Source organism: Rhizobium sp. ARZ01 (assembly GCF_014851675.1).
Classification (GTDB): Bacteria; Pseudomonadota; Alphaproteobacteria; order Rhizobiales; family Rhizobiaceae; genus Mycoplana.
Map to the genome: position 1 here is coordinate 475,495 of NZ_JACVAE010000004.1, position 26,228 is coordinate 501,722.

Sequence of the window (26,228 nt, forward strand, 5' to 3'; positions counted from 1 at the left end):
GTGCATCACATGCAAGCCATCACAACTAATGGGGCCTGCTGCAGCCATGTTCCGTGGAGTCTTTCGGCTTCAGGGGGTGTCCTTCGCGCTCTCGGCGATACAGAATTTGAGCGTGGAAACCGAAGTGGAGACCGCTTCCTTTGCATCAAGAGAGTAGTCCTCGTTCTCGATCGAGATGACATCGTCGTAGCCGACAGCGCGCAACGCTCGAACGATTTCGAGCCAGGCCCTGACGGGGTTGCCGTGGCCGAGCGAAACGTAGTTCCAGAAGCGACCGCGGACAGGGACAACAGGCTTGGTGTCCAGCAATCCGTTGATGCGTGACTGGAGCTCTATCCGCGTATCCTTGCCATGCACATGGTAGATGCTGGAACCCAGTTCACCGATGGCGGATACCGGATCGCCACCCATCCAGATGAGGTGTGACGGATCGAAGTTCACGCCAACCGTGGGGCCCACGGCCTCGCGCAGCCGAAAAAAACTCTCTGAATTGTACACGGCCTGCCGCCCATGTTGCTCGACGCAGATGCGTATACCCTCTTTCTCCGCCGCGGCTGCAAACGCCCGCCACCATGGCAGGATTCGCTCCTTCCATTGCCATCCCAGGATCTCCATAGCCTCAGGCGGCCATGATGATGTGATCCAGTTGGGATGGCTATCGCCAGGACCCGCGGGGAGGCCCGACATCATGACCACGCGCCGGACGCCGAGCAGTGCTGCAAGTTCCACCGTGATATAGGCCAACTGGCTGTCGATCGACCCGGTTTCTCCGGGATGCAACTGGTTTCCCGAACAGTTCAACGCCGAGATTTCGAGGCCGCGATCCCTCACATTGCCGAGCAATTGATCGCGCGCTGCAGAACTGGCGAGCAGTTCGGCGATGTTGACGTGCGGCGCGCGCGACCATCCACCCATGCAGAACTCGACGTTCGTGATGCCAAGCTCGGCGGCCTGGTCGAGGCATTCCTCGGTCGGGATATGTCCAAAACCATCCGTATTGAAACCGATTTTCATCTTGTTTCCTCCCTGTGGACGCTGCTCAGGCTGGCGCGTGCGCGATACGCGTCGCAGTACCCGTCTCGGCTGACCGTTGGATCGCGTCCAGAATTTCTGCCACGCGCAACCCGTCGAGCAGCGTGCCGCTTGCGATCGGTTTGCGTTCCGCGATCGCGGTCAGGAAGTCGTGGATCATGAAACCGAAGATTTCGGCGTATCCGACACCGACGCCGTCATAGGGGACGGGAAGCATCTCTTTTAGATTCGGTGAGGACGGCCGGTTCGCGACGGTAGCGAAGGGCGTCTGTCCCGAGCCGTCGAAGCGCGCAATCTCATACTGGTTGAGGAGTTTCGTCGAGAACTTCGCGCTGGCCTTCGTCCCGAAAACCTCGAACGAAAGCGTGTTGCCCATGCCGATGGCCACACGGCTTGCGGAAAACAGGCCCTGCGCACCGCTGCGAAAACGCAGAAGGGCCGACATCACGTCGTCGTTGTCGACGGTCTTTTTCTCTGTGCTCAGGTCCCCCCTGTCATGCCCGACCGTCGCGCCGGCGGCAACGAAGCGCTCCTTGATCGAGATATTCGAAACCGCGCCAACAATTTCGTCGATTTCGCCGCAGAGATAGCGTGCGGTGTCGATCGCGTGGGTACCAATGTCCGCCAGTGCGCCCGATCCAGCCCGATCCCTTTCGTAGCGCCAGGAGTGAGGCAGATATGGATCGGCGGCATACTCGCACTGGAACTGCACGAGGATGTTGACGATTTCGCCCATCTCACCGGCGGCAATCCTGTTACGGATCTCGATGACAGCGGGGATGCGGCGGTAGTTGAAGACCGTTGCCGCACAGACTTCTGTTCCCTTTGCCGCTTCATAAAGACGACGTGCGTCGGCGGCACTCAACGCCAGCGGCTTTTCGCAAAGAACGTGCTTTCCGGCTTGCAGCGCGGCGTCCACCGCATCGACATGAAGGAAGTTCGGAAGGGCTACGCTGACAATGCCGATCGCGGGGTTGTCCATGACCGCTTTCCAGTCGGTCGCAGTACCCTCAAACCCGTAGGTCGATGCAAGTGTCCGGGCAAGCGCCTCGTTGGGGTCCGCAACTACGGCAAGACGCAGACCGTGCAGCCGATCCGCAAACCGGGGACAATGAGTACGGTAGCCGAAGGCGTGTGCGGCGCCGATCATGCCCGCACCAAGGATACCGATCCCGTGCTGCTTCATAGATCCCTCCCATGAGCCGCTCACGCATCCCGCAGTGTGAAGTAGGCGCAGGGCTCGCGATGCTGTGCAGCTTGCGATATTACGCCCTCTTGTCGAGTTCGACTTCCCTGAGCGTCGCATGGGTTGACCAAGGGCGCTGAGGACACTGCGAGGTTCTTCGCCGGGGCCAGGCGACCACATTCTCGGCGGTAAACGAATTGCGGTCGGCGTGGTGCCTTCGAGGGCAATCTGTACGCATTGCGGTGTTCGCGCCCCTCTGCCTTCAAATCTCTTTCGAAGCGACGTAAACTCGCACCGGTTGAGCGGCCTTGGCAGTGTAGCAAAGCTCGTTCTCGGGCTGCCATATTTCAGGGGGCAGGGGGAGCGGATCGGACGGGGTTGGGCATGAACGAGACGACCGAGAACATGCGCGACAATTCAGGCGCCGTGGTGCGGCCGCCCATCGCCTGGATGCTCGCGGTGATCGCTGGGATTGCGCTCGACTGGCTTTATCCGCTGCCGTTCCTGCCGGCGGGCGTGCCGACCGGCTGGCCCGGCGGCATCTTGTTTCTAGCCGGCCTCGCGCTGCTGATCTGGGCAGCGATGACCTTCCGCCGCGCCGGAACACAGATTCAGACCACCGATCCGACGACGACGATCGTTGACGACGGCCCCTACCGCTTCACACGCAACCCGATCTACATCGGTATGTTCCTAGGCCTGATCGGTCTTGCCGTAGCCTTCGATAGCCTGTGGCTCATTGTCCTGTTGGTGCCGTTCTATCTCGTCATCCGCTATGGTGTGGTCGCCCGCGAGGAGGCTTATCTCGAGCGGAAGTTCGGAGACGTCTATCTCGCCTACAAAGCCCGTGTCAGGCGGTGGCTGTAGCGAGACGAAGGGGCAATCCTCTGTGCGCCAAAGCCAATTCGGATTGCTAATACAACCTCTCTGTATAACCCTCCCGTTGTGGTAATATTAATTCTACGAGCTGGGCCGGATCGAGGAGAGCCGGAAATCGTTTCGACTTGTCGCAGATTGGTTCGCATCGGTGTCGAGGTTGTGCCTCCGCCATGCCGGATGGGGTAAGGCCCTCTACGAAAAGGCCATTGGACAACAGCTCGGAACGGGAGGTGTACAATGGTTCGCAGACTGCTTCTCACTTTGGCAATATCGGCATCCGCCATGGCAATCGGCGGAGCGGCGTGGGCTGATATCACAATCCTTGTCCCGTCAGGCAGCGAGGGCGACGGACTTAGAGCCGCTGCAGCCGACTACTCGAAGATGAAGGGCTCGAAGGTCGAAATCGTACAGGCGCCCTACGCCAACGTTTTCGAGAAGGCGGCGAATGCCGGGCAGACGAAATCGGGTGCTTTCGACATCGTGCTGATGGACGACCCCTGGATCCCGTTCTTTGCCGAGAACGGCCACCTCGAGGATCTCAGTCCCTATTTTGCCAAACTCGGTATCCCTGGTCCCGACAACGACTTCCTGGCGAAGTCGCTGGCGGTTTGCCGCAATCCCTACAGTATCGGTCCGTTTGTCTGCATTCCCTATGTCGGCAATGCGCAGATGTTCTTCTATGACGGTGCCAAGTTCGCTGAGGCCGGCGTTTCCGGCGCGCCCGCAACGTGGGATGATGTCTACAAGGCGGCCAAGGCGATTACTGACGCCGGCGGAGGGCGGTTCTACGGCTACGTCTTCCGCGGCGGGCAGGGCAACAACGTGGTCGCCGATTTCATGCCAATCCTGTGGTCGTATGGCGCCAACCTCTTCAATGCCGACCGCAGCAAGGTGACGCTCGACAGCAAGGAAGCCAAGGACGCGATGACGATGTTCATGACGCTCAAGGGCATCTCCCCGAAGGGTGTCGAGAGCTTTGCCCCCGAGGACGTCGGTCGCGCAATGACGTCGGGCATCGCTGCCTCGTCGATCAACTGGCCGAACTGGGTCGCCACGTTCGAGGACCCGAGCCAGAGCCAGGTGGTCGGCAAGATCTCCTACGCGCCGATGCCGGCCGGCTCGCACGCCGGTTCATCGGAAATTGGCCACTGGACCATGGGCGTGATGTCGGCCGCGAAGAACAAGCAGGAAGCCTTCGATTTCATGGTCTGGGCAACATCGCCGGAGCAGATCAAGATTTCCGCCACGCGCGGCAATCCGCCGGTCCGCTTCTCTGTATTCACGGATCCTGAACTCACGTCGCAGCCGCAATTCCGGCACTATCCGACGCTGATGCAGGCGATCAACTTCTCGACACCGCGGCCGCGACATCCCAAATGGCCCGAGATAGAGAACGCACTCGGCATCGAGCTTTCCAAGGCGGTTGCCGGCACGGAGAGCCCAGACCAGGCGCTCGCCAATGCCCAGACAGCGATCCAGAAGATCACCGGCATCAGCCAATAGAGCGCTGTCGGTTTGCCCGATTGACCGGGAAGCGGGTGCTCCCGCTTCCCACGCCGATAGTGGCGCGTTGGGCGACGCTTTGCTCCGGTGCAAAAGGTGCCCCGACATGCGAGACGGGAGGTATGATCTGACAATGACCACTACGCCCGGCGGCGTTGGTGCGGCGCTTGAGCGCTGGCGCGAGCGGCATTTGCGCATCCTCATGCTGGCGCCGACGCTCCTGATCCTCGCCGGGCTGACGCTCTTTCCGACCGTCTACATGTTTACCGCGGCGGTGCAGAAGGTCAGTCCGGACCCGGATGTACCGCGCGAGTTCGTCGGTCTCGGCAATTTCGCGCGGATGCTCTCCGACCCGGAACTCCACCTTGCCGTCAAGAACACGCTGGTCTTCACTGGCGTGGCGGTGACGCTGGAATTCCTGCTCGGCCTTGGCCTGGCCCTGCTTTTCGACAAGTACATCCGCCGGCTGAACTTCCTCAAGACGGTCCTGCTGTTGCCCATGATGATCCCGCCGATCGCCGTCGCGCTGACGTGGAAGCTCATTTATCAGCCGCAGTTCGGTGTCCTCAACGAACTGATGTTCCGCCTGGGGTTGCCGTCCCAGGCCTGGGCCGGCGATGTTAACCTCGCCATGGCGACGATCATCGCGGCAGACGTGTGGGAGTGGACCCCATTCATCTTTCTGCTGATGCTGGCCGGCTTGGCAAGCCTTCCGAGCGAACCTTATGAGGCGGCGCAGGTCGACGGCGCATCCGCCTGGCGGCAGTTCTGGGACCTGACCATTCCCTTCCTCAAGCCGGTCATCGCCATCGCGTTGCTTCTGCGGATCATGGATGCGCTCAGGCTGTTCGATCTGGTGTTCATTCTCACCGTGGGTGGCCCGGCAGGCGCAACCGAAACACTCAGCCTCTACATCTTCAAGATTGCCTTCACCTTCGTCGACATCGGCTATGCGGCGGCGGTGTCGCTGGTGGTGCTGTTCGTGACTGTCGGCTTCAGCACCTGGTTCATCAAACGTCTACGACTGGTCGATTGAGGAGGCACTGGATGGAAACGCGCACCCAGTATCGCACCCTTGGCTGGATGCTACGGATTCTGGCCTATCTGGCGATGGCTTTGGCGCTGTTTATCACCCTCTTCCCCGTCTACTGGCTTGCCCAGAACTCGATCAAGCTCGACATCGACATCTTCGCGGTGCCCCCGGTATGGTTCGAATTTTCACCGACCCTCAAGCACTACGAGGCGGCCTTCATAGGGCAGCCATTTCTAATCTACGCCTTCAACAGCCTGGTCATCGCGATGGCGACGACGATCGTCTCGCTGATCTTCGGCACCATGGCCGGCTACGCCTTGGCCCGCTTCCAGTATCCAGGCCAATGGCGCAATCAGATTTCGTTCTGGATCCTGTCGACGCGCATGATGCCGCCGATCGTGACGATCATTCCGCTATTCATCTTCTTCAACTTCTTCAATCTGTTGAACACCAAGTTTGCCGTCGTCGTGGCCTACACCGCCTTTAACCTTCCTTTCGTGACCTGGATGATGAAGAGCTATTTCCAGGATCTTCCCCCTGAACTGGAAGAGGCTGCGATGGTCGATGGAGACACGCGATGGGGCGCCTTTCTCCGGATCGCGCTGCCGCTGGCGCGGCCGGGCATAGCCGCAACGGCGATCTTCAGCCTGATCCTGTCCTGGAACGAGTTCCTGCTGGCGCTAATCCTGACGCAGACGGACCGGTCGATGACCCTGCCAGTCGGCATTTCCGGCCGGGTGACCCAATACACCACGCATTGGGGCGAGATCAGCGCCGCCGGCTTCCTCTCCAGCGTCCCGATCATCGTCTTCGCGCTGATCGTCCAGAAGCATCTCGTCCGGGGGCTGTCCCTGGGCGCGGTCAAGGGGTGAGGCCTATGGCGTCCGTCACCTTCAAGAACGTCAGCAAGAAATTCGGCGAGTTCGTGGCCGTGAAGAACTTCGATCTGGAGGTGCGGGACAAGGAGTTTCTCGTGCTGCTCGGCCCCTCCGGTTGCGGCAAGACAACGACGATGCGGATGGTCGCCGGCCTCGAGGAAGCCACCTCGGGCGACATCTACATCGGTGCGGACCGCATCAATGGAATTCTGCCCAAGTATCGCGACGTCGCGATGGTCTTCCAGTCCTATGCCCTGTATCCGCACCTGAGCGTGGAAGACAACATCGGCTATCCGCTGAAGATCCGCAAAGTACCGCTGACTGAGCGCAAGCAACGCATAACCGAGGTCGCGCGGCGGGTGGAACTCGAGTCGATGTTATCCCGCCTGCCGAAGGAACTCTCCGGTGGCCAGCGCCAGCGCGTGGCGCTGGCCCGCGCCATAGTCCGCACCCCACGCGTGTTTCTCATGGATGAGCCGCTGTCCAATCTCGATGCCAAGCTTCGCACCCAGATGCGAGCAGAGTTGAAGCACCTTCAGCATGAACTGCAAGTCACGACGATCTATGTCACCCATGATCAGATCGAGGCGATGACGCTGGCGCACCGCGTGGCCGTGATGAACAAGGGAATGATCGAGCAACTGGGAACCCCGCGGGAAATCTACAACGATCCGCGCACCCTCTTCGTTGCCGGCTTCATCGGTTCACCGCCGATGAACCTCATACCGGGGGAGGTGAGGGACGGCGTGTTTTCCAGCGGTGGGTTGCGGGTGCAGGGCGTCGGTCGCGCAAACATCTCTCGTGCCGTGCTCGGGGTCCGTCCGGAGGATGCGCATGCGGTCACAGCCGAGAAAGCCGACGTCGACCTGGTTGCACCGATCTTCGCGGTCGAGCTCACCGGCGAAAACACCCTTGTCAGCGTGCGGTCGGGCGGCCAGCTCATGACCTTGCGTGCCGACAAGAATTTCGCCGGGCGGATCGACCAGCAGATCGGTGTGAAGGTCGCGATCGATCGCGTATTTCTGTTCGATGGAGAAACGCAGGATCGTGTCGACTTCTGAGATGTGGGCGGCAGTGATGGTAGCCCTTGTCGCCTTCGGCGCGACAGCCGCCGATGTCGATCCGATCACCGGCAATCCGTTGATTGTGATTCCTGCCGGTGCATTCGTCTTTGGACGTGACGATGGCCCGGAAAACGAACGCCCGCGCCAAGTGATCGAGGGGCCGGGGTTTGCGATCAATCGCACCGAGATCACCAATGGGCAGTATCAGCACTTCGTCGAAGCGACCGGCCACCGCCCGGCCTTCTACGCCAGTCACCCGCTCTTGGGGTTGGGCAACCACCCAGTCGTCGGGGTCAGTTGGGGAGATGCGAATGCCTTTTGTCGATATTATGGCTTGGCACTGCCGTCGGAGCAGCAATACGAGCGGGCGGCGCGGGGGACCGCGGGTGCCTCCTTCCCTTGGGGTGTGGCCACGATGGACGATATGAAGGCAAATTCCGGCGTGAAAATCTGCTGCTCTGGTGATGAGAGCGACGGCTATCCGATGACAGCGCCCGCAGAGTCCTTTGCCGAGGGCGCAAGCGAGGAGGGGGTGCTCAATCTTGTCGGCAATGTCTGGGAATGGACCGGCGATGTCTATGCGCCATATGGAGCGGATGCGGTGACGGCGGGTGCCGAAACATACCGCGTGCTGCGTGGCGGCTCATGGAACAGCGATCCAAAACACCTGACGACGACCTATCGTCTGGCCTATGATCCGGAATTCCGTTTTTCCGCCAATGGGGGCTTCCGATGCGTTCGCTCCGCGCCCTGACAATCGTCACCGGCTTGCTGTTTCTTGGATCTGGCGCTGGCGCGGAGCCGATGGTGGCGCCCGGCTACAGGCTCGAGACGGTCAGCGTGCCGGGCGCCGTCTTCGGCGGCCTGTCTCGCGACGGTGATGTGTTGCTCTTGACCGATCTCGCCAGCGGCCGGCTCTACCGCCGTGGCCCTGACGGCAGGCTTGTCGCATTCGGACCGGTCCTGCCCCATGGCCTCGACGTCATCGGCGACCCGACCGGTCCCTACCGTGTCGTCCGTGCGGGTAATCACTTCGTCGTTGCCCAGGGATGGACGCCGGTCAATTCCGCTGAAGGCCCGTTTGACCATGCTCTCATTGCGGTCGACGCGGCAGGCCAAGCCCGTGTCATCAGCAGCGATTTCTGGAATCCGTTCGACCTTATCGTGGCCGGTGAAACCTACTACGTGATCGACTCGGGGAAAAACAGTGTGGAACGCGTGTCGGCTGACGGCCGGAAGGACACGCTCATAACATTCCGGCGCATGGAGGAGGCAGCCACGGCGCTGCACCGCCTTTCGCCGACAGAGTTCACGGAAGGCGACAACTACGAAGTCGACGCGGTCCCGACCGGCATCGCCCTTCGCGACGGCCGCCTATACGTGACCCTTTTTGGCGGCTTCCCTTTCCTTGCGGGGGCCGGGAAGATCGTATCGATCCCCGAGGTCGGCGATACGTCAAAGCAACACGTTGACGTTGAAGGTCTCAATACACCCGTGAGCATTGCCCTTGATAGTGATGGAGAGATGCTTGTTCTAGAACACGGGCTCTATGACCAGAAGGACGGGTTCCGGAAGGGCAGCGGGCGATTGCTCAAACTCGACAAGGCAACGCTCGACCGAACGGTCCTTCTCGATGGCCTGACGCGGCCGGTGTCCGTTCTGGTCTGGGACTCGCGGCGGCTAGTTATTTCCGAGGTGGGCGGCAACCTTCACTTTCTGACACGCGTCTTGACCCGCTGATGCTTTGATGGGAGTCACCTTATGCGATAATTTGCTGTAACCGGGTACATGCCGCCTGCGACGACGTGCATGCCGTCACCTTCAGGCCGGAACCGGAGAGGTTGGCGGCCGTCTTGGCGCTGGCCTTCGGGTCGATGTCGTAGAGGCGGACATGCTCGATGCCGAGCACCGCCTTCATGGCGAGCGCCTGAAACTCCGCCTGGGCGCCGTTGCCGATCATGGCCATCGTGGTCGCGCCCTTCCGGGCGAGATGGCGCGCGGCCATCGCCGACGTGGCCGCCGTACGTAGCGCCGTCAGCACGGTCATCTCCGCCAGAAGGACCGGATACCCGGTCGAAAGTTCGGCGAGAAGCCCGAGCGCGGTGACCGTCTGCAGGCCTCGCGCCATGTTCTTCGGATGCCGTTAACGTACTTGAAACTGTAGATCTCGCCGTCCGAGGTGGGCATAAGCTCGATTACGCCCTCGTGCGAATGGGAGGCGACTCGCGGCGTTTTGTCGAAGGCCTCCCAGCGGCGGAAATCGGCCTCGATGACGTCCGTCAGCTCGACCAGCATCGCCTCGATGCCAATGTGATGGACGAGGCGCATCATGTTCTCGACGCTGACGAACGGAACGAGGGCTATCTGCGAAGGGGACTGCGGCACCGGATGCTCCAAGGATCTGGAATGAATTTGGTCCTGGTCAGAGCTTTACGACTGTCTTGCGGGCAAGCAAACCTTGCGGCGCAAACAGCAGCACGGCAATGACCAGCAGGATGGTGAAGGCATCGCGGTAGCTCAGCAGGCTTTCGGGCAGGTAGGCCTGCAGGAAGACCTCGATGAAGCCGAGCAGGAAACCGCCGGCGACAGCGCCCGACAGGCTGCCGAGACCGCCGATGATCGCCGCGATGAACGCTTTCAGCACCGGCAGGAAGCCCATCAGCGGATCGACGCTGCCGCGCTGGGCGACCCAGAGGATGCCGGCGACGCCCGCAAGCAGGCCGGAGATCGCAAAGGCGGTCGCGACGACGGCATTGGCGCGGATGCCCATCAGGCGGACGATGGCGAAATCCTCGGATGCCGCCCGCATGGCGCGTCCAAGGACGGTGGTGCGCAGGAAGAGGTTCAGCCCCACGAGCATGATCACCGTCACCAGGATCGAGGTCGCCTGGATGATGCCGATGTGCAGGCCGCCGATCTCGATCGTGCCCGACAGGCTCATCGGCATGGGCACCGGCTTCGGACGCGCCGAGATGAAATTCTGGAAGAGCACGCGCAGGATGGCGCTGACGGCGAAGCTGGTCAGAAGCAGGGTCGTGCCGCTCGCCCCGCGCACGGGCCGGAATGCGGTGCGCTCCATCAGCAGCACGAGTGCGATTGCGACCGCGAGCGCCACGACGACCGCGAGACCGAAGGGCAAGCCGAAGATCAGCGCGAAGCAGAGGCCGTAGCCCGACGCCGTCATCAGCTCGCCATGGGCGAAGTTGATCAGGCCCATGATCGAAAAGACGACCGCAAGGCCGAGCGCCAGAAGCGCGTAGGTGCCGCCGAGGCTGAGCGCGTTGACCAGCTGCTGCAGGAACATGTCCATCGGTAAAACTCCTTGTCGCCGGTCACGCGCCCAGGTAGGCGCCCTGGATTTCAGTGGAATTGCGAAGCTCGGCTGCGCTGCCCGAGAGCACGACCCGGCCGTTCGCCATGACGTAGCCGGCGTCGGCGATCTCGAGCGAAAGCGAAACGTTCTGCTCGACGAGCAGGATCGTCAGTCCGCGGTCCCGCAGTCCCGCGATCAGCTCGAAGATCTGGTCGACGATCTGCGGCGCAAGCCCGAGCGAGGGCTCGTCGAGCAGCAAGAGATCGGGCGAGGACATCATCGAGCGCGCGATCGCGAGCATCTGCTGCTCGCCGCCCGAAAGCGAACCGGCCTTCTGGTGCAGCCGCTCCTTCAGGATCGGAAAGCGCGAGAGCATGTCCTCGCGCACCTGGTCGATCGCCCCGCGACCCTTGTGCATCGCCCCGCCGAGCAGCAGATGCTCGTCGACTGTCAGCGTCGGGAATATGCGGCGTCCTTCCGGCGTCAGCGTCATGCCCATCCGCACGATCATTTCCGGGGGAAGCGCGGAGATATCCTTGCCGTCGAAGACCACCCGGCCGGCCTTCTTGGCGGCGAGGCCGACAAGCGCGTTGAGCGTCGAACTCTTGCCCGCGCCGTTGGCGCCGAGCAGCGTGACGATCTGGCCCTTGTGGACCTTGAGGTCGACGCCCTTCAGCGCCTCGACCGGACCATAGGCGACCTTGAGGCCACTGACCTCGAGCAAGGGGGTCTGGTCGGCAATCTTACTCATCATCATCGGGCAAAATCCTTGCCGTGGCACAACCGCCTCAGCCTCAAAACAGCACGAAATCCGGCAGGGTGCTCTCCGGCGCGCCGCCGGAGAGCACCGTTTGCAGGGTTACGGCGCGGGAACGTCGGCGGCGTCCGGAACGCCCTGGCTGACCAGCGAGCGGTTTCCGCCTTCGATGCGCACCAGCGAAACCGAGCGCAGCGGCATGCCCTGCGTGCCGACATAGCTGATCGCACCCGTCACGCCCTGAACGCCTTCGAGCGATGCGACGGCTTCGCGGATCGCGGTCGGCTCGATGCTGTCGGCTTTCGTGACCGCCGCCTCGATGACCTTGCCGAGGTCGTAGCCGTTGGCGATGTAGACGGTGTCCGGATCCTGGCCGAACTTGGCCTTGTACTTCGCGTTGAAGGCGGCAAGCGGGCTGTCTTCGGTCGCAAAGCCCGCAGTGGTGAACACGACGCCGTCGACCAACGGGCCGAGGCCGAAGGTGGTCGGGGAATCGATGCCGTCGCTGCCGAGGATCGGCGTGTTGACGCCCGCGCCGCGCAGCTGGCGGATGAAGGCCGGGAAGTCCGGCTCGTAGGCAGCCGTCATGATAACGTCGGGTGCGGGGTTCAGTGCCTTGATCTTGGTGACTTCGGCGCTGAAGTCCTGCTGCCCCATGCTGAAGGTGCCCTCGCCGAGAAGCTCGCCGCCCTTCGCCTTGAAGCTGGTGGCGAAGTACTCAGGCAGTTTCAGCGTGTAGGCGGTGTCCGGAGACTTCAGGATGTAGGCCGTCTTGAAACCCTTGTCCTTGGCATAGCCGGCAAGCACGGCCGCCTGCACATTGTCGGCCGGATAATTGCCGAACATGTAATCACCAACGGCCAGCGGCATTGTCGGTGTCGTGGCGCAGAAGGAGAATGTCGGGATCTGTGCTGCCTGGGTGATCTGGCCGGCGGCGATCGACGGATCGGCATCGCAGGGCGTGATCAGGATCTTGATGCCCTCGTCGACCAGTTCCTGGGCGACGAGCGCGGTCTGCGCCGCATCCGAGCGGGTATCCTTGGCGACCAGCTTGATCGGGAACTTGCCGGCGACGCCGCCGGCCGCGTTGATTTCCTCGACGGCCATTTCCAGCCCCTTCAGGGACGGCTGGTCGTAGGGCGCGAGGCCACCGGTCTGGGCGGTCGCAAGCCCGATCACGAGATCGTCGGCCAGCGCCGGAAAGGCGAGCGCACCAAGCGCGGTAGACAGGAAAAGAACCTTCAATGTCGATTTCATTATTATGCTCCTCTGGGTGGTTATGCTTGGCCGCCTGCGGCATGCGGATCGAGATCCGGTGCGGCGGCTTCGGTTGCGGGTTGTGCACGGTGCGTCCCGGCACGACGGCGGCCGATATAGGCCTCGATGACCGCGGGGTTCGACTGGATCTCCGCCGGCGTGCCGATGGCGATCTGCTGCCCCTTGTTCAGCACGACGACGACGTCGCACAGCCGCATGATCAGCTTCAGGTCGTGCTCGACGACGAGCAGGCCGAGGCGATGCTTCGTGCGGATACGGTCGAGCACGGTCATCAACTCCTGCGTCTCTGCCGGGTTCATGCCGGCCGCCGGTTCGTCGAGCAGCAGATAGCGTGGCTTGAGCGCCAGCGCGCGGGCGATCTCCAGGCGTCGCTGCGCGCCGTAGGAAAGCGTGCCGGCGAGCTGGCCGGCGACGTCGACCAGGCCGACCTCCGATAGCGCCTCGCGCGCGAGATCGACGGGATCGCGGTCCTTGGCGACCGCACTCGCGGCGACCGTCACGTTCTCCAGCACCGTCAGGTTCTTGAAGAGGCGGATATTCTGGAAGGTGCGGGCGAGGCCCGCCACCGGTACCCGATAGACCGGAAGGCAGGCCACGTCCGTGCCGTCGATCATCACCCGCCCGGTCGAAGGCGGAACAACGCCGGACACGCTGTTGATGAGGGTCGACTTGCCCGCGCCGTTGGGGCCGATCAGGCCGGTCACGAGACCGGGACGGATGTCGAAGTTGGCGTTCTCGAGCGCCACCAGCCCGGAGAAACGCTTGCCGACATTCTCGACCCGCAACGTGCCGCCCTCTGCGATCTGCGCCTGTGCGAGGGCCGGCGTCGAAACCGGTTTCGCAGCGCCAGCCGCAAGGCGCTTGAGGAAAGGCAAGTGCTCGTCTATCTCGCGAACGCCGAGAAGGCCGTCCTGCAGGCGGTACATGACGAGCAGGATCGCAAGCCCGATGCCGATGTCGGTCAGGCCGAACACGGTCGGCAGGGAGAAGACACCGAGATCGACGCCGCCCTCGAGCTTTCGCAAGAGCTCCACGATCAGCATGATGACGGCGGCGCCGACGACAGCCCCGGAAACGGTCGTGATGCCGCCGAGGATCAGCATGGCGAGCAGCATGAAGGTGAGGTTGAAATAGAAGTCCTTTGGCGAGAAGGCGCCGATGAAGTGGGCGAAAAGGACGCCGGCCGCGCCGGACAGGACGGCCCCGAGTACCCAGGCGAGGAAGCGGTGCAGGCGGACATTGACGCCGACGGCTGTCGAGGCGATCTCGTCCTCGCGCGAGGCGCGCAGCTTCATCCCTGCGCTGGAATCCCGATAGATCCGGGCGATGGCCACAGCGGCAATCGCAAACGGCAGTGCGACCCACAGGTTCACGGCGCGCGGGATTCCGAAGAAGGTCTGGCTGCCGCGGGTGAAGTCGCTGGAGGCGACAAGCACGACATGGACGATCACCAGGAAGCCGAGCGTGCAGATCGAGGCTGAAGAGCCGGCAAGCCGCGCCACCGGGATGCCAATGGCGACCGCCACCAGCGCCACGACGACGAGCGCCACGGCGAGCGCGGGCAGGAACGGCATGCCCCAGCCCATCAGCCATTCCGGCAAGTGCGGCAGTGCGGTCTTCTGCACGATCGGATTGATGGTCAGGAGACCCGACGCGTAGGCGCCGATCGCCATGAAGCCGACGTTGCCGAACGAAATGATGCCGGAATTGCCGCTGTAGACGCCGATGCCGATGACGGCCACGACATTGATCAGGAACAGCGTCACCAGCCGTTCGCCGCTCCCCGGAAAGAGAACCGTCGCCACAAGGGCCGCGACCACCAGGGGAAGCGACGTCGCAATGATCCCGACGACGGTTCCTCGCCTTATGCGCACCATCAGCATTCTCCCGTTCGTTTGGCCCTGTTTGTTTCTCAGGCCGTTCCCGCAACAAACGTTAACTGAGAAAGCGCGTATGTCAATCTTGTTTCATTTTTTATTGTCTGCTAGCAATAATGTAACGAAATGCAGAAAATGCATCGGTGCCGTTCGTGAGGGGAGGCAGGAGTCATGGCTATTCGAGACCGCCTGACGGACGGGGCAATCGCGTTTACCCGCTCGGAATTGAAGATCGTGCGCCAGCTGCTTGCGAACTATCCGGCGGCGGGTTTGAACACTGTCGCGCATCTTGCCGCGGCCGCGGGCGTCAGCAATCCCACCGTGGTCCGCTTTGCCAACACGCTTGGATACGAGGGCTATCCGGAGTTCCAAGCCGCGCTTCTGAGCGAGGTGCAGGAGCGCATGAGCTCGCCGCTGTCGATGCTCGACGCGCGCCGGCCATCACTCGAGCAGGAAAATTTCTACCAGCATTTTTTGGGCGCCAGCATTCACGCGCTTGAATCGTCGATGCAGATGCTGCCGCCCGACGATTTCGAGGCCGCTGTGGATGCCGCCGCCGATCTGAGCCTCAAAGTGCATTGCCTCGGCGGACGGTTCAGCGGCTTTCTGGCCGGCCTTCTGTGGGCGCACATGAAGCAGTTGCGCGCCGAAACCCGCTGGATCAACGGCGCCCAGGCCGATCAGGTCGACCAATTGGTCGATCTCGGCAAGCGCGACGTTTTGTTTGTCTACGACTACCGTCGCTACCAGATCGACACCATCCGCTTTGCCCGCCAGGCAGCGAAGCAGGGCGCGCGCATCATTCTCTTCACCGACCGCTGGGTCTCGCCGATCGCCGAGTTCGCGTCCGTCACTCTGATGGCGCCGGTCGATACCGTATCGCCCTATGACACGATGGTGCCGGCTGTCGCCCAGACCGAGGCTTTGATCGCCGGCCTCACGGCGCGGCTGGCCACCCAATCGCGCAACCGAATCGAGCGCATGGAAGAACTGCGCCGGAGCTACGCCATCACCGAGGACGCATTCAACTCGCCACTCGATGGCGGGCGCTAGGAAATCGCCGGAAAGGCACAACAGAAATCCTGAGGAGAACAGAAATGACTGCTATTGAAGTGCAATACGGCAAAGACCTGTTGCGGCGCGACAGCGCTTACGAAGCCGGCATGACCTCGCTGCTCTACGTCGACATGCAGCGGATCTGGTGCGAGCCGAACCTTGATCCAACTCATCCGCAGGACGCCAACAGCTACTACCATCGCCGCCTGCGTGAGATGGTCATCCCGAATCAGGTGCGCATCCTTGAAGCGGCCCGCAAGGCCGGCTGCGACGTGCTTCACACCATCATCGAGAGCCTGACGCTCGACGGACGCGACCGCTCGCTCGATCACAAGCTTTCCGACATGCATGTGCCGAAGGGTTCGCCAGAGGGACAGGTGATCCCGGCGCTGGCGCCGATCGACAACGAGATCATCCTGCCGAAGACTTCGTCCGGCGTCTTCAACTCGACCAACATCGACTATGTGCTGCGCAACCTCAATACGCGCTATCTGATCATTGCCGGCGTCATCACCGACCAGTGCGTCGACATGGCCGTGCGCGACGCCGCCGACCGCGGCTATCTGGTAACCGTCGTTGACGACGCTTGCGCCACCTATACCCAGGAGCGCCACGACAACGCCCTCCGCGCCTACTCCGGCTATTGCTGGATCACCAACACCGACACCGTCGTCAGCCGCTTGCAGACTCTCCGCCAAGCCTGATCCGTCTTGCGCACCCATATTGGAGCGGAAATCATGAGTGAAAACAACAACGGCAAGACAGCATCCGACTTGATGGAGCTTGCCACCTTCGTCACCACCGATATCGCCGGCATCACCCGCGGCCGCAGTTTCGCCGCGTCCGAGATCGACGACCACACGCGTAAGGGCGTGGGCTGGGTGCCCGCCAACCTGGCGTTGACGCCGTTCGACGTTATCGCGGATCCCAATCCATGGGGCTCGGCAGGCGACCTCAGGCTGATGGCCGATGCCGCCAGCAAGGCGCGCGTCACCTGCCTGCCTGACGTGACGCCGCTGCATTTCTACCACTCCGACATCACCAACCTGAAGGGCGAGCCCTGGGATTGCTGCGTGCGCAGCTTCCTGAAGGCGACGCTTGCCGAATTCGAGAAGGAAGCCGGCCTCAAGGTCATCGGCGCGGTGGAGCAGGAGTTCCAGCTTCTCGGCGTCGACTGGCCGGCAGCGCCGTCCTTCGGCCTGCGCGCCCAGCGCCGCGCCGAGCCGTTCGGCCCGCTGCTGATGACCGCGCTGAAGGAGGCCGGCGCAGAGCCGGAAATGTTCCTGCCGGAATATGGCAAGGACCAGTTCGAGATCACTTGCCGCCCTGCGCCGGCGCTGGTTGCGGCCGACCGTGGCGCGACGATCCGCGCCGTGACCAAGGAAGTGGCCGCGCTCTTTGGCTGGAACGCCAGCTTCGCGCCGAAGACCGATCCCAACGGTGTCGGCAACGGCGTGCATCTGCATGTCAGCTTCACCGATCTGGAAGGCAATCCGGTCACCTTCGACGCCTCGCGTCCGGGCCGGCTTTCCAAGGTCGCCGGCTCGTTCGCCGCAGGCGTCATTAAGCACCTGCCGGCGCTCACCGCCTTCACCGCGCCGTCGGTGCTCTCCTACATGCGCCTGGTGCCGCACCACTGGAGCGCGGCCTTTACCTGCCTCGGTGAGAAGAACCGCGAAGCGACGCTGCGCATCTGCCCGACGCTTGATCTGCCCGGCAGCAATCCGGCCAAGCAGTTCAACATGGAGTATCGCGCCGCCGACGCCTGCGCCAGCCCGCATCTGTCGCTGGCTGTCGTTCTCAAGGCCGGCCTCGAAGGCATTCGAGCCGGGCTCGAACAGCCGCCGCTGATCAACTCCGACCCGTCGGACTTCTCGACGGAAGAGCAGGACAAGCTCGGCATCCGCCGTCTGCCGGCGAGCCTTTCGGAAGCGCTCGACACCCTCGCCGCGGACAAGGTGGTGACCGGCTGGTTCTCCAAGGACTTCCTCGACTGCTACTTCGCCATGAAGCGCAAGGAGATCGAGATCGTCGAGGGCCTCTCGCCGCAAGACCTTTGCGCCCGCTACGCGTCCGTTTACTGATTGATGGATAAATCATGACTTCGACAACGGCCATCAAGCGCCCCGAAAACCGATGGCGGCACGACCCCGGTCAGCCGCTGCTCGCCATCGACGAGCCGCCGCCCTATTCGGTGTTCAATCCCGACGGCGCTTCGCCCTATCTTCTGCTTTGCGAGCACGCCTCCAACCGCATTCCGCGGGCGCTCGGCGACCTCGGCTTGCCGGAGCAGGAGCGCCAGCGCCATATCGCCTGGGATATCGGCGTTGCCGCACTTTCCCTGCAATTGAGCCGCACGCTCGACGCGCCGCTGTTCATGGCGAACTATTCGCGCCTAGTGATCGACTGCAACCGCCCGCTTGGCGCTCCCTCGGCGATCCCGGAGATCAGCGAGACCACCGAAATCCCCGGTAATTTCGATCTCAGCGAAGCCGAGAAGGCGCAGCGTGTCGAAACGCTGTTCAAGCCCTTCGCCGACGCCGTTTCGCGGCGTCTGGACCTCTTGCAGGGGCAGGGCAAGCGCACGTTGGTCGTCGGCATCCACAGCTTCACGCCTGTGTATTTCGGCAAGCAGCGCCCGTGGCAGGCCGGCATCCTCTATGACCGCGCGACCGGTTTCGCCCAGTCGCTGATGCGCGGGCTCCGCGCCGATCCGGGCCTGACCATCGGCGACAACGAGCCCTACAACATCCATCCGGACGAGGATTACACGGTGCCCGTGCATGCGGATGGGCGCGACCTTCCGGGTGTGCTGGTCGAAGTCCGCCACGACCTGATCGACACGCTTGATGGTGTGGCCGAATGGGGAGATCGACTTACTCGTTGCCTGAACACCGCGCTTGAGGAATGCCGTTGATGACAAGCCCCCTCTACGAGCGTGACCAGCTGGCCATCGGCAATCTGCAGAAGCTGCGTTTCTTCCCGCTGGCGATTGCCGGGGGCAAGGGCGCAAAGCTTGTCGAGGAGAATGGTCGGGAGCTGATCGACCTGTCAGGGGCGTGGGGGGCGGCAAGCCTTGGCTACGGCCATCCGGCGCTGGTCGAGGCCGTCTCGCGCGCCGTCGCCAATCCGGCCGGCGCCAGCATCCTCTCGGCCGCCAACGCGCCCGCGGTCGAACTCGCGGAGCGGCTGCTGGCAACCTTCCCATCAACGGGAACGCACAAGGTCTGGTTTGGGCATTCCGGTTCGGATGCCAACGAGGCGGTGTTCCGCGCCGTCACCAAGGCGACCGGATGCAGCGGCGTCATTTCCTTCGTCGGCGCCTATCATGGCTGCACCACAGGCTCGATGGCTTTTTCAGGCCATAGCGTGCAGGCCGATGCCGCCAAGGCTGAAGGGCTGATCCTGCTGCCGTTCCCCGATCCATACCGGCCTTACAAGGGAGACCCGACCGGCGACGCCGTCCTCGATCTTCTGAAGGAACGACTGGCGTCCGTGCCCACCGGATCCATCGCCGCAGCCTTCATCGAACCGATTCAGTCGGACGGCGGCGTGATCGTGCCACCTGAAGGCTTCTTCCGGAAATTCGCAGCCCTTTGCCGCGAACACGGAATCCTCGTCGTCTGCGACGAGGTGAAGGTCGGGCTCGGCCGCAGCGGCCGCCTGCACTGTTTCGAGCACGAAGGCTTCGTCCCCGACATACTCGTCCTCGGCAAGGGACTCGGCGGAGGCCTGCCGCTGTCGGCCGTCATCGCGCCGGCAGATATCCTCGACTGCGCTAGCGCCTTCGCCATGCAGACGCTGCACGGTAATCCAGTCTCCGCCACCGCCGGTCTCGCCGTCATCGAGACGATCGAGAAGGAAGGCATAGCGGATGCTGCCGAGCGCAAGGGAAAGCGGCTGCGCGCGGGACTGGCGGAGCTTGCCGAACGCCATGCGCTGATCGGTGATTTACGTGGCCGGGGTCTTGCCTGCGGCGTCGAGCTCGTCCGGGACAGGCAAGGCCGCGAACCGGCGCGAGCCGAGGCGGCAAAGCTCATCTACCGCGCCTACGAACTCGGGCTCGTCCTCTACTATGTCGGCATGAACGGCAACGTCCTGGAAATGACCCCGCCGCTGACGATTGCCGACGATGAAATCGACTGCGCCGTCGCGATTCTGGATCGTGCGCTGGACGATGTCGCTGCGGGACGGGTTGAGGACTCTGTGATTGAACAATTTTCCGGGTGGTAGATGTCATTGGGGTGTTGTCAGGTTGACTTGGCCGATGGCGGCATCGGCAACGCTGGTTGGATCAGCCTGCTGTTCCGGTAGCCTGTGCCTTGAGGCGATGCAGATGGAGGGAGATGGCTGAGTGTTTCGAACGTGGCGGGACAAAGAGATTCTGATCGCGGAGAAGACGCTGGCGAAGCTTTACACTGCGTCCGACGATCTAAATCCCTGCATTGCGCGCTCCCGCTTGCGCAAAGGCAGATGCGAAGTTTCGGCGCGGTTGTTCAAGCCTTTGTGTGATCGATGCTCGACCTCGGGCATGACCTGACGCCGCGCGGCGCCGTAGGAGAGCTTGCCCGTGACAATGCGCTTCGGCAGCCCCCTGCTTCTTCATCAGTCGGACCAGCAGGCGCCTGGCAGCCTTGGTGTTGCGGCGAGCCCGGACGATCTCATCGAGCACGTAGCCGTCCTGATCGACGGCGCGCCACCGCTGATCGTCAAGCGCGCCGAGGACCGGACGCCCTCGACGCCATCCTGCCATTCGACCGTCGGGACCAACTGGCGGCGCTTTTGACCGATGACGACGTTTCCACCCTGAAGCATCTGGCGAAGGAAGGCACGGGAGCGGATACACTCCGCGCGCTCGCCTCCGACCTCGCCTATCTCGAGGCCTGGTGTGTGCTTTCCACCGGCGCTGGCCGCATCGGAAGCGCTGCTGCTGAAATTCGTCGCCAACCACCTCTGGGACCCGTCCAGACGCGGCGGCGCGCCGGGCGGCGCTCACAAGAGCTCGTATCCTTGGGGATCCGTTTGACGTCTACGAATGCTGCCTCGGGGGCCCGCACCATTTGTAGCACAGCTCCAGCTTGCGGCGACGTACCGCAATTGAGTTTGCACCCGATGCCACCGCGAGGTGCTTGGACGATATCGCAACATCAAAATGGTTCCTCGATTCCATAATAAACCGACTGGAACCGCGCGCGCTGATCTTTCTGTGGCAGTGTTTTCCTAAGACAACATTCCGAGGCCATGTTTTTGCACGATCGAAAGCAGCTTCAATGCGGGTCCACTCGGCCGCTTCGCGCCGGTTTCCCATTTTTGCACCGTGGATTCGCTGGTATTCAGGTAGCGGGCAAAGACCGGCTCCGGCGTGTCCTGGATAGCGTAGCTTGCCTGCTCGTAGGATCCGGTTTGCTTCATCGCAGCCCTTCATCGTCGCGCTGATGACCGACCTGATTAACGTCGGGTCTGGTGACGTTGTCCTCGAAATTGGCACTGGCTCGGGCTATCAGGCCGCCGTCTTGTCGCCAATCGCAACGAAGGTTTACTCGATTGAGATCATACCGGATCTGGGCAAAAGGGCGGCCGCCCGGCTCGCGGAATTCCGCTTCGACAATGTCGAGGTGAAGGTAGGCGACGGTTACCATGGTTGGCCAGCGCACGCGCCTTTCGACGGCATCGTGGTGACTGCCGCTGCCAGCCACATCCCGCCGCCGCTGATCGAGCAACTCGCCAAGGGGGGCCGGATGGTCGTTCCCGTGGGAGGTCCGTTTGGGACCCAGGTCGAGAAGCGAGGCGACGGAAGCATCACGACGCGGCAATTGCTACCTGTGAGCTTTGTGCCGCTGAGGGGCGGCAGGACCCGATGAGCGCCGGGCGCCTGCTGCCGGTCAGCCTCATATCGGCGGCAACCCTTGCTTACGAAGTGCTGCTGATGCGGCTCCTTTCGATCATTCAGTGGCATCAATTTGCCTATATGATCATAAGCATCGCACTCCTGGGCTTCGGCGCGAGCGGTACGTTCGTTGCATTGGCCCGCCGCCCTCTGGTGAAACGGTACCCGGCCGTCTTCGCGGCGTCGGCAGCGCTGTTCGGAATCACTGCGGTTGCCAGCTTCGCCGGTGCCGAACGCCTGCCGTTCTTTTTTGGTGCAACCTGTATCGGCCTTGCCTTCAGCCGCCATCCTGACCAGATCGGACGCGTCTATGCCTTCGACCTGGTCGGCGCTGGGGTCGGTGCACTGGGCATCGTCGGACTCTTGTTCCTGGTCTTTCCCTCTGCGGCACTGCGCTTCGTCGCGGCATTGGATTTGCAGCGGCGGCCCTCACCGCGACGGGCATGGCTCGCCATCGGCGGCTCGCTGCGGGCAGCCGCAGCGCTTGAAGCGGATGGCGTGTCCCAACCCGGCTCGCACTTGGCGCTGATCCGGAGGCACAGCGCCTCGGGCGCCGGCTGGAGGGCGTACACCAGTGCTCGAGATAGGCGAGTTCGGAGGCGAGCGCCCTGGTTGGGGCGCTCCAGCCACCTCAGTGACGCTCCCAAGGATTTATGACTGTCAGACCGATACCCTCGAAGTCGGCGACGTTCCGGCTGGCGAGAGCTGCACCGCGCGAAATCGCAATGGCAGCGATCTGAGCATCGAATTGGCTGATGGGGTGGCCGCTCTTGCGCCGCTTTGTGGCAACTAAGGCGTAAATCTCTGCTGCCTCCCTGTCGAAGGGAAGAACGCGCCCGGCAAGGTCCTGTGCAAAGATCGGCAGAATCGCCACTTCGAGATCCCGCCGACGTCGGCTTTCGGGAAGTAGACGCAGGCCGTAGAGAATTTCGGCTTCCGTCACCGTGGTTGTAAAAATCGATGCCGGATGTTGTTCTGCAAGCCAGTCGGCCACCAAGGGCTCGGGATTGGCTACAAGCAGCTCGGAAATGATGTTGGTGTCAAGAACAATCATGAAAAATCCGGAGCGTCACGGATGGGCTCGCGGGCGGGGATCTCCAGCTCGACGCCTCCGAGCGGCTGCAGACGTGCGCGAATGACATCGGCGAGATTGCCTGGAGCCGGCTCCTGCAAGGCAAGCACCGTTTTCAGGATATCGCGCGCTTCGTCTTCCATCGATCGGCCATGGGTTGCGGCACGGATGCGCAGCCTCTGCTTCAGACGATCGTCGATGTTGCGGATGGTCATACTGGCCATAGCACGCTCCATTACTGGTCATCAATGATTGCAATATAAGCATTGATGGCAATTTTCTCAATAGAACGCATTTCTGCCTTGGGCAAGGCGTTGCAACACCCACGTCGCAAGCCTGATCCCTTTGTCCCGTCAATCCTTGCATTGCCCATAGGCCGAAGAAATGGCTTGAAACTTTATGGCCCGCCAACGAGCATAGCCGTGGAGCAGGGTGCCGGAGACGTGCAAGTCGCCACGATTGCCAGGAAGGGTCCAGACGAGTAGTCCTTCCGACATCGCCCGGGCGAAAACCCTCTGTACCTGGCCCCGCGACAGGGTGTGCGGGTCGAGATTTCGCTTTGGTCGATGCCTTGAATACTGCTCGGTAGCCGGCAGATAAGTTCGTGGAGGACGTTGCTTCCAGATTCCGAGCGCACGAACAGCTCCACGCTTGCTGGCGGCTGCGCCCAGTCCGGATCGAAAGCAAGTGCTCGAATAGCCAGCGGGTGGATGCGAGGGAGCAGGCGCGGGTCGCTGCGGAGTCTTGAAGCACTGTCGCCTCCATCAAGGCGATCAAGAGCCGACAGATGGCTCTCCAGCCACTGGCCGATCATGGTCTCCCCGTAAGCGCTCAACTGTAGGGGCTTCACGCGACCGTCGGTGCTTTTCTGTTGCACAACTAAATCTGGGCCGCCACCTGGTAACATCAACGCCACCATCAGCGGGTCCCTGGCGGCTTGAAATCGCTGTTCGTCCGCCTACTTTCCATTGCGTTACCTACCTTGAAGGAGCGCAGCCGTGGAACTTACCGTGGTGCCCATCGTCAAGCCGGACACCTCCAACTTCGTTTTTGGCCAGTCGCATTTCATCAAGACGGTGGAAGACCTCCACGAGGCGCTGGTAGGCGCAGTTCCGGGCATTCGCTTCGGTCTGGCCTTCTGCGAGGCCTCTGGTAAGCGTCTTGTGCGCTGGTCGGGCAATGACGAAGCCGCGATCGCCCTCGCATGCGACAATGCATTGACCATTGGCGCCGGCCACACGTTCCTGATCTTCCTGGGGGATGGTTTCTTTCCCGTCAACGTGCTGGCTGCGGTGCGTTCGGTGCCAGAGGTCTGCCGCATTTATTGCGCGACGGCCAATCCGACACAGGTGATCGTCGTGCAGACGGAGCTGGGCCGTGGTGTGCTCGGCGTCGTGGATGGCGCCTCACCGCTGGGTGTCGAAACGGACGCCGACATTACCTGGCGGAAAGACCTGCTGCGAAAGATCGGCTACAAGCTGTAGTAATGGACAAACCTGAACGACGCCATCATTGCGGCTCGATGCGCCGAGCTGTCGGTGGGTTGGTCATGATACGGACACGAGCCGGGCCGCCAGTCGCACACCTGACTGGGCGTCGAACAGAAAGCCTCGATCGAGTGGAAAGTGCACGGCAACGGTCTTGTCGAAGTCGATGTCGTAATCCCGCGTCATCTTGACCGACAGGCTCGCCTTGCCCACCACGAGCGTGACCAAGGTCACGTCGCCGGTAGGCTCGGCGGCGTAGACCGTAGCATCGAACAGACCAGCGCCGGGCTTGACGATGCCGGCGTCCTCCGCGCGAAAGCCCATGACCACATCCTTGGCCATGGTTCCCATCTCTGCGGCAACAGGCAGGCTCACACTGTGGCTCTCGAAGCGATCGTTCTCGATCCGCCCGCGCAGGAAATTCATCGGCGGCGAACCCATGAAGCCGGCGACGAACTGGTTCGCCGGGCGATCGTAGACTTCGCGTGGGGTGCCGATCTGCTGCAGCACTCCGCGGTCCATGATCGCAACGCGATGCGCAAGGGTCATGGCCTCGATCTGGTCGTGGGTGACGTAGACGGTGGTCACCCCGAGCTGATGCTGCATGCGCTTGAGCTCGGCGCGCATGAAGCCGCGGAGCTTCGCATCGAGGTTGGAAAGCGGCTCGTCCATCAGGAAGGCCGAGGGCCGCCGCACGATGGCCCTTGCCAAGGCCACACGCTGACGCTGGCCGCCGGACAGCTGGCGCGGGTACCGGTCGAGGAGATCCTCCATATGGACCTGCGCAGCAGCGTCGCGGACAGCAAGCTCCCGCTCCTGCTTCGACACACCACGGACCTTCAGCGGAAAATCGATGTTCTCGGCGACGGTCTTATGCGGATAGAGGGCATAGGACTGGAACACCATCGCCACGTCGCGGTACTTCGGCAGTATATTGGTGACGTCGGTATCGCCCAGCACTACCTGCCCCGAATCGACTCGAACCTTCACCGTTGGAAGATGACGTTTGTTTTGCGGCTTCGCCCGAGCCCCGCCGCTCGGCACGCTGGTCGAGATCCGCGACACGAGCGGTCACCTCGCCTGGTCGAAGGCGATATGCGATCTGCAACCGATTCAATGTAGCGCCTCGAATGAGGCCTCGGCCGGCGGTTTCATCGGCCAGCGAGCGACGATCTGATGAAAAATGATTGTCGTCAATACCGATGTCGCCATTCCTAAGGCGCACTTCGCATTCCACGAACTGCCAAGGAAGTCCGTTATGGGCGCCCCACACCTTATCCCCGACGGGGAGGCCCTTAGCTCGCCAAGCGCGGCTCGATCGCGCCTTTGTGATGTATAAAACGTAGGCGAGCTCGCTCGTTGAACTTGCGAGGCTGGTTGACACGTTGGCGTATAACGATGCGCGATAGCTCCGAACACTTCCAGCGAGCTGTCGATCTTGTCGTCTGCTACCGGACATTATCGGCGGTATCGTTGATGAAGCAAGATTGACAGGCACGGGAACCCGCGATCAGCGTTCGAACGCGAGCCTTCCACGTCCATGCTGAAAAGCGACACCGTGAATCGCTCGTTGCCGTAAACGGTGGGTTAAGGGGAAAGCAGGCGCGAAATCGCTCGAATAGTTCCATAATTTGTCTTACGCAACTTTTCTTATCATATTGGTACATTCTATTTCCAAGTGCGACATGCCAATAAAAACAATGGTTTCGCATTGGGGATATTTCGCATGTCGCTTTGCTATTCGCAGTTTTCCCTGCCCGATCGTCGACGACTTCATCATCTGAAAGAACGCAAGGTCTCTGTTGGCGAGATCGCGCGCCTGCTTGGCCGTCACCGCTCGACGATCTATCGCGAACTGAGACGCAATACGTTTCAAGATGCCGAGTTCCCGAATACAGCGGTTACTACTGCACCGTTGCTGACGAC

25 protein-coding genes and 4 pseudogenes are annotated in these 26,228 nt (G+C 62.2%); 17 read left to right on the forward strand and 12 right to left on the reverse strand.

The window, feature by feature from the left end:
* Window positions 1-69 precede the first annotated feature (69 nt).
* Window positions 70-1,014, reverse strand: coding sequence for a sugar phosphate isomerase/epimerase (locus IB238_RS22325; RefSeq protein ID WP_192252359.1), 945 nt, complete (start codon window positions 1,012-1,014; stop codon window positions 70-72).
* 25 nt (window positions 1,015-1,039) lie between these two features.
* A complete protein-coding gene (locus IB238_RS22330; RefSeq protein WP_192252362.1) occupies window positions 1,040-2,218 on the reverse strand; it encodes a Gfo/Idh/MocA family oxidoreductase in 1,179 nt (392 codons plus the stop codon).
* A 384-nt stretch (window positions 2,219-2,602) separates the two neighbouring features.
* On the opposite strand from IB238_RS22330, the gene IB238_RS22335 reads away from it, so the two are divergent.
* The 7 genes from IB238_RS22335 to IB238_RS22365 all read left to right on the forward strand — a co-directional run bounded on the left by IB238_RS22335 (window position 2,603) and on the right by IB238_RS22365 (window position 9,315).
* On the forward strand, window positions 2,603-3,085 hold the full coding sequence (locus IB238_RS22335; protein ID WP_192252365.1) for an isoprenylcysteine carboxylmethyltransferase family protein: 483 nt from the start codon (window positions 2,603-2,605) through the stop codon (window positions 3,083-3,085).
* 249 nt (window positions 3,086-3,334) lie between these two features.
* A complete protein-coding gene (locus IB238_RS22340; protein WP_192252368.1) occupies window positions 3,335-4,600 on the forward strand; it encodes an ABC transporter substrate-binding protein in 1,266 nt (421 codons plus the stop codon).
* Window positions 4,601-4,733: 133 nt separating this feature from the next.
* Window positions 4,734-5,636: a sugar ABC transporter permease gene (locus IB238_RS22345; protein ID WP_192252370.1), complete on the forward strand. Its 903-nt coding sequence runs from the start codon at window positions 4,734-4,736 to the stop codon at window positions 5,634-5,636.
* Window positions 5,637-5,647: 11 nt separating this feature from the next.
* The gene (locus IB238_RS22350) at window positions 5,648-6,505 is read left to right on the forward strand and encodes a carbohydrate ABC transporter permease (RefSeq protein WP_192252373.1); all 858 of its coding nucleotides are present in this window, start codon (window positions 5,648-5,650) and stop codon (window positions 6,503-6,505) included.
* A 5-nt stretch (window positions 6,506-6,510) separates the two neighbouring features.
* Complete coding sequence (gene ugpC / locus IB238_RS22355; protein WP_192252376.1) at window positions 6,511-7,572, forward strand: sn-glycerol-3-phosphate ABC transporter ATP-binding protein UgpC; 1,062 nt, start codon at window positions 6,511-6,513, stop codon at window positions 7,570-7,572.
* Window positions 7,573-7,588: 16 nt separating this feature from the next.
* Window positions 7,589-8,329 carry an SUMF1/EgtB/PvdO family nonheme iron enzyme gene (locus IB238_RS22360; RefSeq protein ID WP_192252545.1) on the forward strand — a complete coding sequence of 247 codons (741 nt, stop codon included), beginning with the start codon at window positions 7,589-7,591 and terminating at the stop codon, window positions 8,327-8,329.
* Window positions 8,308-9,315, forward strand: a complete 1,008-nt coding sequence (locus tag IB238_RS22365) for a ScyD/ScyE family protein (protein ID WP_192252379.1) — start codon at window positions 8,308-8,310, stop codon at window positions 9,313-9,315. Before IB238_RS22360 ends, IB238_RS22365 begins: the two co-directional genes overlap by 22 nt.
* Before the next feature lie 49 nt (window positions 9,316-9,364).
* Here the strand turns inward: IB238_RS22365 and IB238_RS22370 are convergent.
* From IB238_RS22370 to IB238_RS22390, 5 genes and pseudogenes are all read right to left on the reverse strand, one after another.
* Window positions 9,365-9,906, reverse strand: a pseudogene (locus tag IB238_RS22370) (ornithine cyclodeaminase); the annotation flags it as partial.
* 91 nt (window positions 9,907-9,997) lie between these two features.
* Window positions 9,998-10,885, reverse strand: a complete 888-nt coding sequence (locus tag IB238_RS22375) for a branched-chain amino acid ABC transporter permease (RefSeq protein ID WP_192252381.1) — start codon at window positions 10,883-10,885, stop codon at window positions 9,998-10,000.
* A gap of 22 nt (window positions 10,886-10,907) precedes the next feature.
* Window positions 10,908-11,639 (reverse strand): ABC transporter ATP-binding protein, encoded by a 732-nt coding sequence (locus IB238_RS22380; RefSeq protein WP_246723792.1) that lies wholly within the window; start codon window positions 11,637-11,639, stop codon window positions 10,908-10,910.
* 108 nt (window positions 11,640-11,747) lie between these two features.
* On the reverse strand, window positions 11,748-12,902 hold the full coding sequence (locus IB238_RS22385) for an ABC transporter substrate-binding protein (protein ID WP_192252384.1): 1,155 nt from the start codon (window positions 12,900-12,902) through the stop codon (window positions 11,748-11,750).
* A 20-nt stretch (window positions 12,903-12,922) separates the two neighbouring features.
* On the reverse strand, window positions 12,923-14,800 hold the full coding sequence (locus IB238_RS22390) for a branched-chain amino acid ABC transporter ATP-binding protein/permease (protein WP_192252387.1): 1,878 nt from the start codon (window positions 14,798-14,800) through the stop codon (window positions 12,923-12,925).
* A 171-nt stretch (window positions 14,801-14,971) separates the two neighbouring features.
* Between IB238_RS22390 and IB238_RS22395 the strand changes: the two genes are divergently transcribed.
* Genes IB238_RS22395 through IB238_RS22415 form a run of 5 tightly spaced genes read left to right on the forward strand, consistent with a single transcriptional unit; the run spans window position 14,972 to window position 20,089 of the window.
* Complete coding sequence (locus IB238_RS22395) at window positions 14,972-15,853, forward strand: MurR/RpiR family transcriptional regulator (protein WP_192252390.1); 882 nt, start codon at window positions 14,972-14,974, stop codon at window positions 15,851-15,853.
* Window positions 15,854-15,897: 44 nt separating this feature from the next.
* A complete protein-coding gene (locus tag IB238_RS22400) occupies window positions 15,898-16,560 on the forward strand; it encodes an isochorismatase family cysteine hydrolase (RefSeq protein ID WP_210333677.1) in 663 nt (220 codons plus the stop codon).
* Window positions 16,561-16,593: 33 nt separating this feature from the next.
* A complete protein-coding gene (locus IB238_RS22405; protein ID WP_192252393.1) occupies window positions 16,594-17,940 on the forward strand; it encodes a glutamine synthetase family protein in 1,347 nt (448 codons plus the stop codon).
* 14 nt (window positions 17,941-17,954) lie between these two features.
* Window positions 17,955-18,773 (forward strand): N-formylglutamate amidohydrolase, encoded by an 819-nt coding sequence (locus IB238_RS22410; RefSeq protein ID WP_192252396.1) that lies wholly within the window; start codon window positions 17,955-17,957, stop codon window positions 18,771-18,773.
* Window positions 18,773-20,089 carry an aspartate aminotransferase family protein gene (locus IB238_RS22415; protein ID WP_192252398.1) on the forward strand — a complete coding sequence of 439 codons (1,317 nt, stop codon included), beginning with the start codon at window positions 18,773-18,775 and terminating at the stop codon, window positions 20,087-20,089. Before IB238_RS22410 ends, IB238_RS22415 begins: the two co-directional genes overlap by 1 nt.
* A 61-nt stretch (window positions 20,090-20,150) precedes the next feature.
* Here IB238_RS22415 and IB238_RS22420 read toward each other — a convergent pair.
* Window positions 20,151-20,555 (reverse strand): annotated as a pseudogene (locus IB238_RS22420) (DDE-type integrase/transposase/recombinase); the annotation flags it as partial.
* A 44-nt stretch (window positions 20,556-20,599) separates the two neighbouring features.
* Between IB238_RS22420 and IB238_RS24715 the strand changes: the two are divergent.
* Window positions 20,600-20,828: pseudogene (locus tag IB238_RS24715) on the forward strand (integrase); the annotation flags it as partial.
* Window positions 20,829-21,076: 248 nt separating this feature from the next.
* Here the strand turns inward: IB238_RS24715 and IB238_RS22425 are convergent.
* The gene (locus IB238_RS22425; protein WP_192252401.1) at window positions 21,077-21,268 is read right to left on the reverse strand and encodes a hypothetical protein; all 192 of its coding nucleotides are present in this window, start codon (window positions 21,266-21,268) and stop codon (window positions 21,077-21,079) included.
* Between the two features lie 23 nt (window positions 21,269-21,291).
* On the opposite strand from IB238_RS22425, the gene IB238_RS22430 reads away from it, so the two are divergent.
* Entirely contained in the window at window positions 21,292-21,717 is a 426-nt protein-coding gene (locus IB238_RS22430) for a protein-L-isoaspartate O-methyltransferase (protein WP_246723768.1), read from the forward strand.
* Complete coding sequence (locus IB238_RS22435) at window positions 21,714-22,400, forward strand: hypothetical protein (RefSeq protein WP_192252404.1); 687 nt, start codon at window positions 21,714-21,716, stop codon at window positions 22,398-22,400. Before IB238_RS22430 ends, IB238_RS22435 begins: the two co-directional genes overlap by 4 nt.
* Here IB238_RS22435 and IB238_RS22440 read toward each other — a convergent pair.
* Together IB238_RS22440 and IB238_RS22445 are read right to left on the reverse strand one after the other, a co-directional pair.
* On the reverse strand, window positions 22,375-22,797 hold the full coding sequence (locus IB238_RS22440; RefSeq protein ID WP_192252407.1) for a type II toxin-antitoxin system VapC family toxin: 423 nt from the start codon (window positions 22,795-22,797) through the stop codon (window positions 22,375-22,377). The genes IB238_RS22435 and IB238_RS22440 overlap by 26 nt on opposite strands.
* On the reverse strand, window positions 22,794-23,039 hold the full coding sequence (locus IB238_RS22445) for a plasmid stabilization protein (protein WP_192252410.1): 246 nt from the start codon (window positions 23,037-23,039) through the stop codon (window positions 22,794-22,796). Before IB238_RS22445 ends, IB238_RS22440 begins: the two co-directional genes overlap by 4 nt.
* A gap of 774 nt (window positions 23,040-23,813) precedes the next feature.
* Between IB238_RS22445 and IB238_RS22450 the strand changes: the two genes are divergently transcribed.
* Complete coding sequence (locus IB238_RS22450; RefSeq protein WP_192252412.1) at window positions 23,814-24,299, forward strand: adenosine-specific kinase; 486 nt, start codon at window positions 23,814-23,816, stop codon at window positions 24,297-24,299.
* A 63-nt stretch (window positions 24,300-24,362) separates the two neighbouring features.
* Here IB238_RS22450 and IB238_RS25080 read toward each other — a convergent pair whose 3' ends face one another.
* A complete protein-coding gene (locus IB238_RS25080; protein ID WP_348648286.1) occupies window positions 24,363-25,367 on the reverse strand; it encodes an ABC transporter ATP-binding protein in 1,005 nt (334 codons plus the stop codon).
* A 661-nt stretch (window positions 25,368-26,028) separates the two neighbouring features.
* Between IB238_RS25080 and IB238_RS22460 the strand changes: the two are divergent.
* Window positions 26,029-26,228, forward strand: a pseudogene (locus IB238_RS22460) (helix-turn-helix domain-containing protein); the annotation flags it as partial.

What these genes read in the sequence shown, in the direction of transcription:
- IB238_RS22325 (WP_192252359.1), bottom strand. Translation starts at nt 1,014, where the DNA reads ATGAAAATCGGTTTCAATACGGATGGTTTTGGACATATCCCGACCGAG.
- IB238_RS22330 (WP_192252362.1), bottom strand. Translation starts at nt 2,218, where the DNA reads ATGAAGCAGCACGGGATCGGTATCCTTGGTGCGGGCATGATCGGCGCC.
- IB238_RS22335 (WP_192252365.1), top strand. Translation starts at nt 2,603, where the DNA reads ATGAACGAGACGACCGAGAACATGCGCGACAATTCAGGCGCCGTGGTG.
- IB238_RS22340 (WP_192252368.1), top strand. Translation starts at nt 3,335, where the DNA reads ATGGTTCGCAGACTGCTTCTCACTTTGGCAATATCGGCATCCGCCATG.
- IB238_RS22345 (WP_192252370.1), top strand. Translation starts at nt 4,734, where the DNA reads ATGACCACTACGCCCGGCGGCGTTGGTGCGGCGCTTGAGCGCTGGCGC.
- IB238_RS22350 (WP_192252373.1), top strand. Translation starts at nt 5,648, where the DNA reads ATGGAAACGCGCACCCAGTATCGCACCCTTGGCTGGATGCTACGGATT.
- ugpC (WP_192252376.1), top strand. Translation starts at nt 6,511, where the DNA reads ATGGCGTCCGTCACCTTCAAGAACGTCAGCAAGAAATTCGGCGAGTTC.
- IB238_RS22360 (WP_192252545.1), top strand. Translation starts at nt 7,589, where the DNA reads ATGGTAGCCCTTGTCGCCTTCGGCGCGACAGCCGCCGATGTCGATCCG.
- IB238_RS22365 (WP_192252379.1), top strand. Translation starts at nt 8,308, where the DNA reads ATGCGTTCGCTCCGCGCCCTGACAATCGTCACCGGCTTGCTGTTTCTT.
- IB238_RS22375 (WP_192252381.1), bottom strand. Translation starts at nt 10,885, where the DNA reads ATGGACATGTTCCTGCAGCAGCTGGTCAACGCGCTCAGCCTCGGCGGC.
- IB238_RS22380 (WP_246723792.1), bottom strand. Translation starts at nt 11,639, where the DNA reads ATGAGTAAGATTGCCGACCAGACCCCCTTGCTCGAGGTCAGTGGCCTC.
- IB238_RS22385 (WP_192252384.1), bottom strand. Translation starts at nt 12,902, where the DNA reads ATGAAATCGACATTGAAGGTTCTTTTCCTGTCTACCGCGCTTGGTGCG.
- IB238_RS22390 (WP_192252387.1), bottom strand. Translation starts at nt 14,800, where the DNA reads ATGGTGCGCATAAGGCGAGGAACCGTCGTCGGGATCATTGCGACGTCG.
- IB238_RS22395 (WP_192252390.1), top strand. Translation starts at nt 14,972, where the DNA reads ATGGCTATTCGAGACCGCCTGACGGACGGGGCAATCGCGTTTACCCGC.
- IB238_RS22400 (WP_210333677.1), top strand. Translation starts at nt 15,898, where the DNA reads ATGACTGCTATTGAAGTGCAATACGGCAAAGACCTGTTGCGGCGCGAC.
- IB238_RS22405 (WP_192252393.1), top strand. Translation starts at nt 16,594, where the DNA reads ATGAGTGAAAACAACAACGGCAAGACAGCATCCGACTTGATGGAGCTT.
- IB238_RS22410 (WP_192252396.1), top strand. Translation starts at nt 17,955, where the DNA reads ATGACTTCGACAACGGCCATCAAGCGCCCCGAAAACCGATGGCGGCAC.
- IB238_RS22415 (WP_192252398.1), top strand. Translation starts at nt 18,773, where the DNA reads ATGACAAGCCCCCTCTACGAGCGTGACCAGCTGGCCATCGGCAATCTG.
- IB238_RS22425 (WP_192252401.1), bottom strand. Translation starts at nt 21,268, where the DNA reads ATGAAGCAAACCGGATCCTACGAGCAGGCAAGCTACGCTATCCAGGAC.
- IB238_RS22430 (WP_246723768.1), top strand. Translation starts at nt 21,292, where the DNA reads ATGACCGACCTGATTAACGTCGGGTCTGGTGACGTTGTCCTCGAAATT.
- IB238_RS22435 (WP_192252404.1), top strand. Translation starts at nt 21,714, where the DNA reads ATGAGCGCCGGGCGCCTGCTGCCGGTCAGCCTCATATCGGCGGCAACC.
- IB238_RS22440 (WP_192252407.1), bottom strand. Translation starts at nt 22,797, where the DNA reads ATGATTGTTCTTGACACCAACATCATTTCCGAGCTGCTTGTAGCCAAT.
- IB238_RS22445 (WP_192252410.1), bottom strand. Translation starts at nt 23,039, where the DNA reads ATGGCCAGTATGACCATCCGCAACATCGACGATCGTCTGAAGCAGAGG.